We start from the raw sequence: 14,923 nt of genomic DNA on the forward strand, positions 1-14,923 counted from the left end.
GATTTATATTACATAGCAAATATACAAGATAAATTTCATACTATTACACAAAGAATTAAATATGTATTCCATATTGATGCTTCACTTCCGCCATTACAAACGTGCTTTCCAGTGATCCCAAGCTATCAATCGTCCCCAACACATTCAGAATAAACTCCTGATAGTATTTCATATTGGGAGCATGGATCTTCAACAGGTAATCATAACTACCTGATATGTTATAACATTCGGTTACTTCGGGAATATCCTGTATGATCCGCGTAAACTCGGCTGCTATATCCCTGTTCAGCCGTCTAAGCTTCACACTGCAGAATACGACAAATCCCTGATTCAGCTTTTCCGCATCCAATACGGCAATATACTTCTTTATATATCCTCCACTCTCCAACCGTTTAAGACGTTCAAAAACAGGAGTTGAAGAAAGACTCACCCGTGCGGCCAGCTCTTTGGTTGTCAATCGGGCGTTTTCTTGCAAAGTACGGAGTATTTGCAAATCGACTCTATCCAGTTTATCAAAAGTATCCATAAGAAAAATATTCTTCTAAAAGGTGATTTTTAGGAATAACGCAACTATATTATTCTATATAACGGTACAAAAATAGCATTATTTTCTGTATTTTATCTATATCTTGTTCGATATATCTCCATCCCATAACTTTGCAAGAAAATAAGGAAAGAATATTAAACTTAAAAATATACGATTATGGCAACAAAGAATTTACATTTCGAGACTTTACAAGTTCATGTAGGACAAGAACAAGCAGATCCGGCAACAGATGCCCGCGCAGTACCTATTTACCAGACTACTTCTTATGTATTTCACAACTCCGCTCACGCAGCCGCACGTTTCGGCCTGCAGGACCCGGGAAACATCTACGGTCGTCTGACCAACTCCACTCAAGGAGTTTTTGAGCAACGCGTAGCTGCTCTTGAAGGAGGAGTAGCAGGACTGGCAGTTGCTTCGGGTGCTGCTGCCATCACTTATGCTTTCGAGAATATCACTCGTGCAGGCGATCATATTGTAGCAGCCAAAACGATTTATGGAGGAAGCTATAACTTACTGGCTCATACCTTACCCAGCTATGGCATCACAACCACATTCGTCGATCCCAGTGATTTATCGAACTTTGAAAAAGCCATTCAGGAAAATACGAAAGCCGTATTTATCGAGACGCTGGGAAATCCGAACTCAAATATCATTGATATAGAGGCAGTAGCTGAAATAGCTCATCGCCACAAAATTCCTTTGATTATTGACAACACATTCGGTACTCCGTATTTAATCCGCCCTATCGAACACGGAGCAGATATCGTTGTACATTCCGCAACAAAGTTCATTGGCGGACACGGTTCCTCATTAGGAGGAGTCATTGTAGATTCAGGCAAATTCGACTGGGTGGCTTCCGGCAAATTCCCACAACTGACCGAACCCGATCCAAGCTATCACGGAGTACGTTTTGTTGATGCGGCAGGTCCGGCTGCCTATGCCATCCGCATCCGGGCTATTTTGCTACGCGACACAGGTGCTACCATCAGTCCATTCAATGCTTTTATCCTGTTACAAGGATTGGAAACTCTTTCCTTGCGCGTAGAACGTCATGTAGAAAATGCGTTGAAGGTAGTGAATTTCTTAAACAATCACCCGAAAGTGAAGAAAGTGAACCATCCGTCATTATCCGATCATCCCGATCATGCGCTGTATCAGCGTTATTTTCCGAACGGCGCCGGTTCTATTTTCACTTTCGAAGTCAAAGGCGGACAAGAAGAAGCACACCGCTTCATCGACAGCCTGGAGATTTTCTCCCTGCTTGCCAATGTTGCCGATGTGAAATCATTGGTGATCCACCCGGCAAGCACTACCCACTCACAGCTCAATGCACAGGAACTCGCCGAACAAGAGATTTATCCGGGCACTGTACGTTTATCAATTGGAACGGAACATATTGATGACCTGATTGCGGATTTGGATCAGGCGCTTGCCAAAATCTAACATTCAATCATTGAACTTTCCATGACTGCAAGATGTTATACCTATATAACATTAAAACATTGCAGTCATGGAAAAATATTTAATACACAGCAACGAACTGCATCTGATAGACGCAGAGAAAATCCATCAAGCCGTAGAAAAGATGGTGGAATCACTCGATTTAGCCGCAGGATCAACCACTAACTTCGATCTCTATCAGGTTGTGGAAAACTACTTTAAAGATCTCGAGAAAAGGAGAAAAATCAATCATGTACTGGGAATCAAAGAAGATAGATATGAATTAGCCGAAGATTTCGGTATAAAATAAAAAAAGAGATTTATTCAATCACGCCAGACAAGTTTTCCAAAAAATAAGGGAGTTGCACGTTAAGTACAACTCCCTTATTTTTTGAATTATCAGAGTATAACAATCAATTTCCCTGATGCACAGTAAGCTGTGGGAAAGGGAAGTTGATACCTTTTTCATTGAAGGTTTCGTAAATTGCTTTATTTGTATCGAAATAGACACCCCAGTAATCTCCGCTGTTTACCCAGACACGTGCCACTACATTCACACTGCTGGCATCCAAGGCATGAAGAGCTATAAACGGAGCTGGTTCATTCAGGATACGTTTATCGGCGGCCAGAATATCACGAACTATCTGATGAACTTTATTGTAATCTTCCCCATAATCTATACCAATAATCCATTCTACACGGCGGGTTTCCTGATGACTGTAATTGGTCACTACTCCACTGCTCAATGAACCATTTGGGATATAAATCAATTTATTATCCGCAGTCGTAAGGATGGTGTGAAATATCTGGATTTCTTTTACCGTACCGGATGAACCTTGCTGTGTTTCTATCCAGTCACCCACTTTATAAGGTTTGAACAAAAGAATAACCAATCCTCCGGCAAAGTTCTGCAAATTGCCGGACAAAGCCATACCGATAGCCACACCGGCAGAAGCCAGTAAAGCTGCGAACGAAGTAGTTTCAACTCCCAGGGCGCCGACAACAGAAATAATCAAAAGGATCGTCAACAGGATATTTACCAGACTTTTAACGAAAGTTTTGATACTTACATCCACTTTTCGTTTATCCATCAGACGTCTTATAAACTTATTAAGTAGCGAAATCAAAAAACGTCCGACGATGAAGACAATGACCGCAATCAGTATACGTTCTCCGGCACGAATACCAAAATCTATCAGTTGTTGAGTAATTAGCGAAAGCTTATCCAATCCGTCGGCATTGGCAATCGCCTCTTTCATTAATTCATCTGCGGCCACTTGCACAGAATCCGCAGCTTGTGTTGCTTGAAGTAAGAGTAGCATAATTAAATTATATATTAAATGAATAAACTGTTGTATTGGTATTTCAACAATCTACAAAGTTATATTGTTTTTAGTAAATCTAAAAGTTTTTTTTGCTTTCCTCCTTCAAAAGCCGTATTTTTGCAGTCGATTCACTGGTAGGGGTGCCTTAACATGACGGGCTGAGAACATACCCATAGAATCTGATCCGGGTAATGCCGGCGTAGAGAACTAATTAGTAAGCAAAATGAAAAGAATTGTATGGATGGCCGTCGCCTTATCGGGCGCAGGCATCACTGTTCATGCACAGACGAGTGCAAAGGACAGTATGAGAGTAGTAAACCTGCAAGAGGTGCAGGTAGTATCCACACGTGCCACAGCCAAAACTCCCGTGGCATTCACCAATATAGATAAAGCAGCACTCAAAAAGGTAAACTTCGGACAGGATATCCCCTATCTGCTAAGTATGACTCCTTCCACACTGACCACGTCAGATGCAGGAGCCGGTATTGGCTATACAACGCTTCGCGTACGTGGAACCGACGGCACACGAATCAACATCACGGTAAACGGCATACCGATGAACGATGCCGAAAGCCATAACCTGTTCTGGGTGAATATGCCCGACTTTTCTTCTTCCGTAAAAGATATGCAGGTGCAGCGCGGAGCAGGTACATCAACAAATGGAGCAGGTGCTTTCGGAGCCAGTGTCAATATGCAAACCGAAGGTGCATCTATGAAACCATACGCCGAATTCAATGGTTCATACGGTTCGTTCAACACGCACAAGGAAACAGTGAAAGTGGGAACCGGCTTACTCAATAACCACTGGACGTTTGATGCCCGCCTTTCCAATATCGGTACGGACGGATACATAGACCGTGCTTCGGTGGACTTGAACTCTTACTACCTGCAAGGAGGTTATTTTGCAGAAAACACCTCTGTGAAACTGATTGCATTTGCCGGAAAAGAAAAGACATATCATGCTTGGGGATACGCAACAAAAGAGCAAATGGAAGAATTTGGCAGACGCTACAATCCTTGCGGGGAAATGTACACCGACGCCAACGGCAAAAACATTATTACGACGACCAAACAGATAATTACTTGCAAAAGAATTATCAACTTCTCTTCAACCATACTTTCTCAACGGATTGGAATCTAAACGTTGCCTTACATTATACTAAAGGTGACGGTTATTACGAAGAGTATAAAGATGACAGATACCTGATAGAATATGGTTTAAAGCCATTTACAATAGATGGAACCGAAATAGCTAAAAGCGATCTAGTCCGTCAAAAGAAGATGGACAACAAATTTGGCGGTGGTGTTTTTTCCCTCAATTACGCAACCAACAGGCTAAGTGCATCTCTGGGCGGCGGATTAAATCAATACCGGGGCAATAACTTCGGAAAAGTCCCCTGGGTGAAAAATTACGTGGGTACTCTATCGCCCGACCATGAATACTACCGCAACAAATCCAAGAAGACCGATGGCAATATTTATCTGAAAGCAAATTACGATCTTACCAGAGGACTAAGTGCTTATGCCGATCTCCAGTATCGCCACATCAACTATACCATCGACGGAAACAATGATAAATATGACTGGAGCAAGAATGCGCTGCGCCCACTGGCAGTAGACAAAAAGTTCGATTTCTTTAATCCGAAAGTAGGATTAAACTGGAACATTACTTCCAACCATCGTGTCTATGCGTCTTTCTCGGTTGCTCAAAAAGAGCCGACAAGAAACAATTATACGGATGGTGATCCGGATTCGTACCCCAAAGCAGAAAAGCTGCTCGACTATGAAGCGGGATATACCTTCGCCAACCAATGGCTGACGGCAGGTGCAAACTTCTACTACATGGACTATACCGACCAACTGGTTCTGACTGGAGCCTTAAACGATATAGGTGAAGCACTGACCGAAAATGTGCCGGACAGTTATCGCATGGGAATCGAAATCATGCTGGGAATCAAACCGTGCAGATGGTTTCAATGGGACATCAACGCTACATGGAGCAAAAACCGTATTCAGGATTTCGTAGAGAGCCTGCCGGGCTACCACTATAATAATGACGGTAGCTCTACTTCTCTCCCGACTATTCAGATAAAGCATAAAGACACTCACATTGCTTTCTCACCGGACTTCCTACTCAACAATCGTTTCTCATTCAAATCTAAGGGATTCGAAGCTGCCCTGCAATCACAGTTCGTAAGCAAACAGTATATGACAAACGCAGAAATTGAAGAACTGACTCTTGATAAGTATTTTGTCAGCAACCTCAATCTGGCGTACAGCTTCCGTCCCAAGAAAGTACTGAAAGAAGTCACCGTAGGATTTACTGTATACAATCTGTTTAATGAAAAATATGAAAACAACGGCTGGGCATCAAGTGACTACACCGATACGCTGGAAAATCGGGGTAACTATGCCGGATATGCTGCACAAGCAGGAACAAACGTTATGGGACATGTTTCTTTCCGCTTTTAATCACACAGAGTTATGGAATTGAATTTTCTGGAAATATTCGGTACGATTGTCGGACTGGTCTACCTTTGGTTAGAGTACCGGGCAAGTATCTACCTTTGGATAGCGGGCATCGTGATGCCTGCCATCTACATCTTCGTATATTACAAAGCCGGATTGTATGCTGACTTTGGCATCAATATCTACTACCTGATAGCTGCCATCTACGGCTGGGTATTCTGGATGTGGGGAGGGGAAAAATCCAAAGATCTTCCTATCATACATACTCCGGGAAAATGTTACTTACCTCTTTTTCTGGTATTCGTCGTTTCTTTCCTCGGTATTGCATGGATACTGATAGCATATACGGATAGCAACGTTCCCTGGCTGGACAGTTTTACTACAGCATTAAGTATTGTCGGCATGTGGATGCTAGCACGCAAATACATTGAACAATGGTTTGCCTGGATTCTTGTGGATATTGTCTGCTGCGGACTTTATATCTACAAAGACCTTTATTTTACTTCCGCCTTGTACGGACTTTACTCCATTATAGCTATCTTTGGCTACTTTAAGTGGAAAAAATTAATGAGCATACAATGATAAACGAACACTATACTCCCGAAGCCGTGATACTAGCCAATGGCGAATATCCCAGCCATCCTCTTCCCCTGCAAATACTGGAAAATGCAGAATTTGTAGTTTGTTGTGACGGGGCAGCCAATGAATATATCCTGCGTGGGCATACCCCCGATGCAATTATTGGTGACGGGGATTCTCTTTCACCGGAATATAAAGAACTGTTCTCCCTTATTGTACATCAGATAGCGGACCAAGAAACGAACGACCAAACCAAAGCCGTTCATTTCCTGCAAAAGAAAGGATTCCGGAGAATTGCCATCGTCGGAGCCACCGGCAAACGGGAAGATCATACGTTAGGAAACATCAGTCTGCTGATCGACTACATGAAAGACGGCATCGAGGTACGTACCATTACCGATTATGGTATGTTTATTCCCGCCAAAGACACGCAAACTTTCGTCTCTCATCCGGGACAGCAAGTTTCTATTTTCAATTTCGGAGCGAAAGGACTGCAAGGAGAGGGATTGGTTTATCCTCTTAGTGATTTTACTAATTGGTGGCAAGGAACGCTTAATGAAGCAACAGCTAATGAGTTTACCGTTCATTGTACGGGAAAATATTTAGTATTCCTAGCTTCTATATAAACGATATTGCAATTACCCGGTTTATGCCATCCTATTGTCACAACTGTGCCACCTTGTTGGCACGACCGTGACACTTCGATGGCACAACCGTGCCAACAAGGTGGCACAAATTTATTCATAGGAAGAAGGGGATTAAAGCGTCAACAAGTACTTCTTGAAGTCCGCAAAGTCTTTTGTCATTTGAAGGCTCTTTTTCTCGCCTTTCATAAATTCCTGCAATTTGGCAGGGATTTCTACCGCTTCTCCAATAATACTTTCCACTGTTTCGAGGAACTTGGCAGGATGAGCCGTTTCAAGGAATACACCTGTTTCTCCCTCTTTCAAGCCTTCTACCAACGCACGATATCCACAAGCGCCATGAGGATCAAGGAGATAACGATGTTCTTTCCAGGTTTCTTTCACCGTTTCGCGGATTTGCTCATCGGTATAAGTTGTTCCTGAAATCTCGGCAGAGATATCAGCGTGTGAACCGCCATATAAATCAAGTACGCGGGCAAAGTTACTCGGATCGCCTACGTCCATAGCATTAGCAATCGTTGCAACAGACGGACGGGGATTATACTTACCAGTCTGCAGATATTGATAGAAAATATCGTTGCGGTTATTGGCAGCAATGAAACGCTTCACAGGCAATCCCATCTTCTTACCAAACAATCCGGCAGTGATATTTCCGAAGTTTCCACTAGGCACACAGATCACGGCATTATCGGCTTTTCCGGCACGTTTCAACTGTGCATAAGCATAGAAATAATAGAATGCCTGCGGCAGGAAACGGGCTACGTTGATGGAGTTGGCAGAAGTCAATGAAAGGTGTTCATTCAATTCTTTATCCATGAAAGCAGATTTCACCAATGCCTGACAATCATCAAACGTTCCGTCCACTTCGAGCGCAGTGATATTCTGTCCGAGCGTAGTGAATTGCTTCTCCTGTATTTCGCTCACTTTTCCTTTCGGATAAAGCACATACACATGAATACCTTCCACACCGAGGAAGCCGTTGGCAACAGCACTTCCCGTATCACCGGAAGTAGCTACCAATACATTGACATTCTTTTGTCCTTCTTTCTTAATGAAGTATCCCAAGAGACGTGCCATGAAACGACCGCCTACATCTTTAAATGCTAACGTCGGTCCGTGGAATAGTTCAAGTGAGTAGATGTTATCTGCCACCTTAACCAAAGGTACATCGAAACTTAATGTATCATATACAATCTGTTTCAGCGTATCGGCAGGAATATCCTCACCGAAGAAAGCATCGGCTACGCGATAAGCAATTTCCTGAAAGGATAAACTATCAATCGTATCGTAAAAGTCCTGTGGAAGAGGTTTGATAGACATAGGCATAAACAGCCCTTTGTCGGCAGCAAGCCCTTTTACCACCGCTTCTTGCAGTGAGGCAACAGGTGCTTGTTTATTCGTACTATAATATTTCATAATCTGTGGTGACTTATTTCATGAATTCTTTTATAAACTCGTCTTCTTTCAGAAGTCCGTAACTACCGTTGCAAGCGGCTACTTCATCATACGTCTGCACTTCGTCCGGCTCGATACCCGGATACCAGATAAGGAACGGAATGGGATCGGATGTATGGGTACGAAGCTCACAGGGAGTAGGATGATCGGGCAATACAGCGATGGCTACCGGTTCGTCCCAATCTTTCACTGCTTCGTAGATAGGACCTACGGCACGTTTATCGAGATTCTCGATAGTGAGAAGTTTCAAGTCGATGTCTCCCTCGTGTCCGGCCTCATCACTGGCTTCGATATGCAGATAAACAAAATCATCCGTCTTCAATGCTTCCAAGGCAGCGGCCACTTTGTTTTCGTAGTTCGTATTATAAAGTCCGGTAGCTCCCTCTACTGCGATGCGACGTAAATCAGCATAGTAACCGATTCCGTTTATCAGATCGACAGCCGAGATGACCGCTCCTTTTTTACCTGCGGGAAAGTCTCGGAGAAAGTAGGCATCTGCGGACGGTAACCGGGGCTCCAAGGCCAAATACTGTTCGCAGGATCTTTACCTTCTGCCATACGTTTCAGATTCAATGGATGATCTTTCAGCAGTTCCTGTGATTTCAGAATCAGGTCGTTAATCAGATCTGCCGTTTCTTGCGCTTCCGGAACCAATGGTTTTACCATCAACGGACGGAAAGGTTTTAAAGGTACATCATGCGGAGGTGTACAATCCAGTTCTTTATTACCTCCCTTGATAACCAACAGATGGCGGTACTGAACTCCTGTGTGGAAACGTACGCGGTCATTGCCCAGTTTTTCTTGCAGATATTGAATCAATACATCCGCTTCTTCCGTAGATATATGTCCGGAGGAGTGATTCTTCAGAATTTCTCCTTCCACACAAATCAAATTACAGCGCATTGCCATCTCGCCCGGTTTCAGATCCACACCGATACTGGCAGCTTCCAGCGGTCCGCGCCCTTCATATACCTTTGGCAAATTATATCCCAACACGGACATATTGGCAACTTCACTACCCGGATGGAAACCTTCCGCCACAGTAATCAGGCGGCCGTTACGTCCCATGCGGGCTAGCTTATCCATATAAGGCGTCTTTGCATATTGCAGGAGCGTCTTGTCCCCTAATGACTTCACAGGCCAATCGGCCATTCCGTCTCCCAATATGATGATATGCTTCATAAATTGAAAATTGAGAATTGAGAATTAAAAAATGAAAGAAAGCCTAAGATCCGTTTCGGAATGGTATTTCTCAATTTTTAATTCTCAATTTTTAATTTATTAAACGTTTGCGATGCTCATGATGTCGGCAAATACTCCGGCAGCCGTTACGCCGGCACCGGCACCGTATCCTTGAATCATCATCGGATATTCTTTATAGCGTTCCGTAGTGAGCAGGATAATATTGTTGCTGCCTTCCAGTCCGTAGAACGGATGGTTGGCTCCTACTTCCTGCAGGCCGACAGAGGCTTTTCCATTCTCCAGTTTGGCAACGAAGCGCCAGTGTTTGTTTTCTTTTTCCAATATCTGGCGACGGGCTTCAAAGTCTGCATCGAGACTTGGAACACGTTTCCAGAAATCTTCGAGAGAACCTTCGAAGAAGTCATTCGGTACAAAGAGGTTCTTTTCAACATCTTCCTGTTCCAGACGGTATCCGGCTTCACGTGCCAGAATCACTAATTTACGGATCACATCTTTTCCACTCAAGTCAATGCGTGGGTCCGGTTCAGAGTAGCGTTCTTCCTGTGCCATTTTGATGGTACGGCTGAAAGGAATATCGGCACTGATTTTATTAAATATATAGTTCAACGTACCGGAAAGCACCGCTTCAATCTTCAAAATCTTGTCACCGCTATGAATCAGGTCATTAATTGTATTGATGATCGGAAGACCTGCACCTACGTTGGTTTCGAACAGATACTTCACACCACGTTGGCGGGCAATCGTTTTCAGTTCACGGTAGTTTTCATAAGCGGAAGAAGCCGCAATCTTGTTGGCTGCTACCACAGAGATATTGTGTTGCAGGAAATCTTTGTAAAGCGATGCTATGTCAGCACTGGCCGTACAGTCTACAAATACGGAATTAAAGATATTCATTCCGATAATCTCGTCGCGGATGGTTTGCAGGCTGCTGTCCTTGCCCTTTTCCAGCAGTTCTTCACGGAAGTTGGCAAGGTCGAAACCTTCACGGCTGAACATTGCCTTGGAGGCATCAATGATACCTACCACATGAAGTTTCAGTCCGTTTTCCATCATCAGCTTCTGTTGCTGGCAACGAATCTGTTCTACCAAGCTGCCACCTACCGTACCGACACCACAAATAAAGAGGTTCAATACCTGATATTCGGAGAGGAAGAAAGAGTCGTGGATTACGTTCAATGATTTACGCAAGGATTTGAAATCGACAACAAAAGAGATATTGGTTTCCGAAGCTCCCTGTGCGCAAGCGATAACGTTGATACCATTACGTCCCAGTGTACCGAAAAGTTTACCTGCGATACCCGGTGTATGTTTCATGTTCTCACCTACGATAGCCACTGTTGCCAGATTTCTTTCCGCCAGAATCGGAGAAATCTCGCCCATCTCTATCTCTTTCGCAAATTCCTCGTTCAGCACTTCACAAGCCAGGTCGGCATCGGCATTACGCACACCGATAGAAGTACTGTTTTCCGAGGAAGCCTGTGACACGAGGAATACGCTGATTCCATTTTTTGCCAATGCTTTAAAGATACGGTAGTTCACACCGATCACACCTACCATACCAAGCCCTTGAACAGTAATCAGGCTTGTGTCGTTGATGGAGGAAATACCCTTGATAGCCTTGCTCTGCGGGTTGGAAACTTCTTGTTTGATAACCGTTCCCACTCCATCCGGGTTGAATGTATTCTTTATTAGAATAGGGATATTCTTGTGACATACGGGATAGATAGTTGGCGGATAAACCACCTTTGCGCCGAAGTTACAAAGTTCGGTCGCTTCTACGTAACTCAATTCCGTAATGGTATAAGCAGTCGAAATGACACGCGGATCAGCCGTCATAAATCCGTCTACGTCTGTCCAGATTTCCAGGCTTGCCGCATCCAGCGCCGCAGCAATAATGGCAGCCGTATAGTCCGAGCCACCGCGTCCGAGGTTCGTCACATCTCCTGTTGTCTTATCCGAAGAGATGAATCCCGGCACCAGTGCTACTTTAGGAACAGACTGGAAAGCCTCTTTCACCAGTTTATTAGTCAATTCTGTATCCAGCGTGTGCTTGCTATGCTTTCTTTCCGTCTTGATAAAAGTGCGCGAATCAAACCATTTTGCTCCCTCAATCAGTTCGGTGACGATGATCGATGAAAGGCGTTCACCATAGCTGACGATTGTATCCGAAGTCTTCGGGGAAAGGTCTTTAATCAGGTAAATTCCCTGAAAGATGTCCTTCAATTCGTTCAGCAGCTCGCCAATCTGACGTTGCAACGATACTTGCTTTTCTCCGGCAGGAATCACTTCCTTAATCATCTCCACATGACGGTAAACGATTTCGCGGAACTCACCCTCATAGGCTGAATCTCCCACTGCCGCCATCTTCGATGTATTTATCAATTTGTCAGTGATGCCTCCCAATGCGGAAACAACTACGATTACCGGCTCATTTGCCGACTCTACAATTCTCTTTACGCTTAAAATGCTGTTCACGGAACCTACGGATGTTCCGCCGAATTTCATTACTTTCATGAAGATACTTATTTAAATGCAATGTCCTGCAGTTTGCTTTTTACAGAACGATTGGTTGTTTACGAATAAAATTGAATTTGAATTTTGCCTGCTTATACAAGCGTGAATCACGTAGATACACAAAAACTATCCATTAACCCCTAAGGGTCATGGTACACATGGATGTGACTGTATGCGGATAGTACTTCATCATAGTCCTTGTTTCTACTCTTGTTTTTGATAAGTGTCGCAAAAGTAATAATAAAAACGTTCAATCTATCACTTTTTTCGGTTTTTTTCTGATAAAAAGAATCTTTCGCCTGCTCTTTATCCGGTCATTCGCCTTCACTTTTATGACATTTTGTTACTTATTTATCAAATCTATTCTTATATTTGCGAAAACAATCGCACAAAATCAGCTTATGAACCCGTTAAATACTTCCGTATTGTTAATATACACCGGTGGAACAATTGGTATGATTGAGAATGCCGCGACAGGTGCTCTGGAGAACTTTAACTTCGAGCAACTGCAAAAGTATATCCCCGAACTGCAAAAGTTCAATTTCCCAATTGACACCTATCAATTTGATCCCCCGATGGATTCGTCGGATATGGAACCGGATATGTGGCGGAAGCTGGTACGCATTATTCATGACAACTACAATCGTTACCACGGCTTCGTCATCCTGCACGGAACGGACACGATGGCTTATACCGCTTCCGCACTAAGTTTTATGCTGGAAGGACTGGATAAACCTGTTATCCTCACAGGCTCACAGCTTCCCATCGGCGTACTCCGCACGGACGGAAAGGAAAATCTGATGACCAGTATCGAGATTGCCATCGCACAAAACAAGGAAGGAAGGGCGCTAGTGCCGGAAGTATGCATCTTCTTTGAAAATCACCTGATGCGGGGAAACCGTACGACAAAGATGAATGCGGAAAACTTCAACGCATTCCGTTCTTTCAATTATCCGGTATTGGCGGAAGCGGGAATCCATATTAAATATAATAATGTGCAGATTCACGGAAATGGGGAAGAGCGGGAATTGAAACCGCACTATTTGCTGGATACCAATATAGTGGTACTGAAGCTCTTTCCGGGCATCCAGGAAAATGTAATTGCCACCATTCTGGGGATTGAAGGTTTAAAGGCGGTGGTGCTCGAAACATACGGCTCGGGGAATGCTCCCCGGAAGGAATGGTTTATACGCCGGCTCTGTCAGGCGAGTGAGCATGGAATTGTGATTGTCAACGTGACACAATGCAGCGCAGGAATGGTAGAAATGGAACGTTACGAAACGGGATATCAGTTGTTGCAGGCAGGCGTTGTCTCCGGATATGACAGTACAACGGAATCGGCAGTCACCAAATTAATGTTCTTACTGGGACATGGATATACCCCGGATGAGGTACGCGACCGGATGAACCGTTCGATAGCAGGAGAGATAACGCTGTAATCTTCTATTTGTTTTATACGTTGAACAGATTTAATCTGAATTTGTTTTGCACGTTGAACAAATTATGTCTATTTTTGTCTTCCATAGAAAACATATTAAGATATGGATACACTCATCAGAAGATACAAAAGGCTATTAACGGCTACTTCTACCGCATATATCAGGAGCTTGATGGATACAATCAACTGGGATAACCGCCTGATTGCTATCCGAGGAGCCCGTGGAGTCGGGAAAACGACTTTAATGCTTCAATACTTAAAACTTCATTATGCGAATGATAGCCAAAGTGCCTTATATACGAGTTTGGACAGTCTATATTTCACGCAACATTCTCTTAGCGAACTTGCCGAACAGTTTTACCTGAAAGGAGGAAAGTGCCTCTTTCTGGACGAAGTACACAAATATCCGTCGTGGAGCAAAGAAATCAAAAACATATATGATGAGTTTCCTGAACTGAAAATAGTATTTACCGGTTCATCCTTACTACAACTTCTGAATGCGGAAGCCGACTTATCCCGCCGATGCATATCATATAATATGCAGGGGCTATCCTACCGTGAATATCTGCACTTATTCCATCAGATTCAAATCCGCCCTTATACACTGGAAGAGATACTGGACAACAGTGATGGAATCTGTAATGCAGTAAATTCCCAATGCCGCCCTCTTGCCTATTTTGAAGATTATTTGAAACATGGATACTATCCTTTTTATCTGGAAGGAAATGCGGAATACTATACACGCATCGAAAATATAGCAAACCTGATACTTGAAATCGAACTTCCACAGCAATGTGGAGTGGATATCAGTAACGTACGTAAACTAAAAAGCCTGCTGGGAATCCTCTCCTCCGAAGTGCCCTTTATGGTGGATATCACCAAACTTTCCGCCATGGCGGAACTTTCACGGACTACTATTCTGGCTTATCTACAATATCTGGACAGGGCTAAATTAATCCACCTTCTTTATTCGGATAATGATTCTATCAAGAAACTACAAAAGCCGGATAAGATTTATATGGAAAATACCAACCTGCTTTATGCATTGACCTTTAAGGATGTAAACAAAAGTACATTGAGAGAAGTGTTCATGGTAAACCAACTCTCCTATCAACATCGTGTGGAATATTGCACACGCAGTGCAGACTATACAATAGACAGCAAATATACGATAGAAGTCGGAGGAAAAAGTAAAGACGGGAAACAGATAGCCAATAGTCAGCAGGGATTTATCGCTGCAGATGATATTGAATATTCCGCCGGAAACAAGATTCCACTGTGGACATTCGGATTTTTATATTGAAGGAGT

10 protein-coding genes, 2 pseudogenes and 1 riboswitch are annotated in these 14,923 nt (G+C 43.4%); of the genes and pseudogenes, 7 read left to right on the forward strand and 5 right to left on the reverse strand.

Annotated elements, in window-relative coordinates; all coding sequences use genetic code 11:
* Positions 1–55: 55 nt before the first annotated feature.
* Positions 56–526, reverse strand: coding sequence for an Lrp/AsnC family transcriptional regulator (locus NXX38_RS01680; protein ID WP_004299136.1), 471 nt, complete (start codon positions 524–526; stop codon positions 56–58).
* Positions 527–703: 177 nt separating this feature from the next.
* On the opposite strand from NXX38_RS01680, the gene NXX38_RS01685 reads away from it, so the two are divergent.
* Both NXX38_RS01685 and NXX38_RS01690 read left to right on the forward strand, forming a co-directional pair.
* Complete coding sequence (locus NXX38_RS01685) at positions 704–1,990, forward strand: O-acetylhomoserine aminocarboxypropyltransferase/cysteine synthase family protein (protein ID WP_099146753.1); 1,287 nt, start codon at positions 704–706, stop codon at positions 1,988–1,990.
* A 67-nt stretch (positions 1,991–2,057) separates the two neighbouring features.
* Positions 2,058–2,297: a hypothetical protein gene (locus NXX38_RS01690; protein ID WP_004306417.1), complete on the forward strand. Its 240-nt coding sequence runs from the start codon at positions 2,058–2,060 to the stop codon at positions 2,295–2,297.
* A 103-nt stretch (positions 2,298–2,400) separates the two neighbouring features.
* Here the strand turns inward: NXX38_RS01690 and NXX38_RS01695 are convergent, their stop codons facing one another.
* Positions 2,401–3,309, reverse strand: coding sequence for a mechanosensitive ion channel family protein (locus NXX38_RS01695; protein WP_258978457.1), 909 nt, complete (start codon positions 3,307–3,309; stop codon positions 2,401–2,403).
* Between the two features lie 129 nt (positions 3,310–3,438).
* Positions 3,439–3,535: riboswitch (TPP riboswitch) on the forward strand.
* Between NXX38_RS01695 and NXX38_RS01700 the strand changes: the two are divergent.
* The 3 genes and pseudogenes from NXX38_RS01700 (at position 3,536) to NXX38_RS01710 (ending at position 6,986) form a co-directional block, all read left to right on the forward strand.
* Positions 3,536–5,784: pseudogene (locus NXX38_RS01700) on the forward strand (TonB-dependent receptor). It abuts the riboswitch before it with no gap.
* A gap of 12 nt (positions 5,785–5,796) precedes the next feature.
* Positions 5,797–6,363 carry a nicotinamide riboside transporter PnuC gene (gene pnuC, locus NXX38_RS01705; protein WP_148365783.1) on the forward strand — a complete coding sequence of 189 codons (567 nt, stop codon included), beginning with the start codon at positions 5,797–5,799 and terminating at the stop codon, positions 6,361–6,363.
* Positions 6,360–6,986 (forward strand): thiamine diphosphokinase, encoded by a 627-nt coding sequence (locus NXX38_RS01710; protein WP_258978458.1) that lies wholly within the window; start codon positions 6,360–6,362, stop codon positions 6,984–6,986. Before pnuC ends, NXX38_RS01710 begins: the two co-directional genes overlap by 4 nt.
* Positions 6,987–7,118: 132 nt before the next feature.
* Here the strand turns inward: NXX38_RS01710 and thrC are convergent, their stop codons facing one another.
* From thrC to thrA, 3 genes and pseudogenes are all read right to left on the reverse strand, one after another.
* Positions 7,119–8,420, reverse strand: a complete 1,302-nt coding sequence (gene thrC / locus NXX38_RS01715) for a threonine synthase (RefSeq protein WP_148365785.1) — start codon at positions 8,418–8,420, stop codon at positions 7,119–7,121.
* Positions 8,421–8,433: 13 nt separating this feature from the next.
* Positions 8,434–9,641: pseudogene (locus NXX38_RS01720) on the reverse strand (cofactor-independent phosphoglycerate mutase).
* Between the two features lie 99 nt (positions 9,642–9,740).
* Positions 9,741–12,176 carry a bifunctional aspartate kinase/homoserine dehydrogenase I gene (gene thrA, locus NXX38_RS01725; RefSeq protein WP_258978459.1) on the reverse strand — a complete coding sequence of 812 codons (2,436 nt, stop codon included), beginning with the start codon at positions 12,174–12,176 and terminating at the stop codon, positions 9,741–9,743.
* Between the two features lie 401 nt (positions 12,177–12,577).
* Here thrA and NXX38_RS01730 point away from each other — a divergent pair, with 401 nt between their 5' ends.
* Positions 12,578–13,615, forward strand: coding sequence for an asparaginase (locus NXX38_RS01730; RefSeq protein ID WP_258978460.1), 1,038 nt, complete (start codon positions 12,578–12,580; stop codon positions 13,613–13,615).
* 102 nt (positions 13,616–13,717) lie between these two features.
* Positions 13,718–14,917, forward strand: coding sequence for an ATP-binding protein (locus NXX38_RS01735; RefSeq protein ID WP_148365789.1), 1,200 nt, complete (start codon positions 13,718–13,720; stop codon positions 14,915–14,917).
* Positions 14,918–14,923 lie beyond the last annotated feature (6 nt).

Source organism: Bacteroides sp. BFG-637, assembly GCF_024793605.1.
GTDB lineage: Bacteria > Bacteroidota > Bacteroidia > Bacteroidales > Bacteroidaceae > Bacteroides > Bacteroides vicugnae.

Bases quoted from the DNA above. Each gene is read 5' to 3' on its own strand.
- NXX38_RS01710 (WP_258978458.1), top strand. From the start codon at position 6,360: ATGATAAACGAACACTATACTCCCGAAGCCGTGATACTAGCCAATGGC.
- NXX38_RS01690 (WP_004306417.1), top strand. From the start codon at position 2,058: ATGGAAAAATATTTAATACACAGCAACGAACTGCATCTGATAGACGCA.
- NXX38_RS01680 (WP_004299136.1), bottom strand. From the start codon at position 526: ATGGATACTTTTGATAAACTGGATAGAGTCGATTTGCAAATACTCCGT.
- NXX38_RS01735 (WP_148365789.1), top strand. From the start codon at position 13,718: ATGGATACACTCATCAGAAGATACAAAAGGCTATTAACGGCTACTTCT.
- NXX38_RS01695 (WP_258978457.1), bottom strand. From the start codon at position 3,309: ATGCTACTCTTACTTCAAGCAACACAAGCTGCGGATTCTGTGCAAGTG.
- thrA (WP_258978459.1), bottom strand. From the start codon at position 12,176: ATGAAAGTAATGAAATTCGGCGGAACATCCGTAGGTTCCGTGAACAGC.
- thrC (WP_148365785.1), bottom strand. From the start codon at position 8,420: ATGAAATATTATAGTACGAATAAACAAGCACCTGTTGCCTCACTGCAA.
- NXX38_RS01685 (WP_099146753.1), top strand. From the start codon at position 704: ATGGCAACAAAGAATTTACATTTCGAGACTTTACAAGTTCATGTAGGA.
- NXX38_RS01730 (WP_258978460.1), top strand. From the start codon at position 12,578: ATGAACCCGTTAAATACTTCCGTATTGTTAATATACACCGGTGGAACA.
- pnuC (WP_148365783.1), top strand. From the start codon at position 5,797: ATGGAATTGAATTTTCTGGAAATATTCGGTACGATTGTCGGACTGGTC.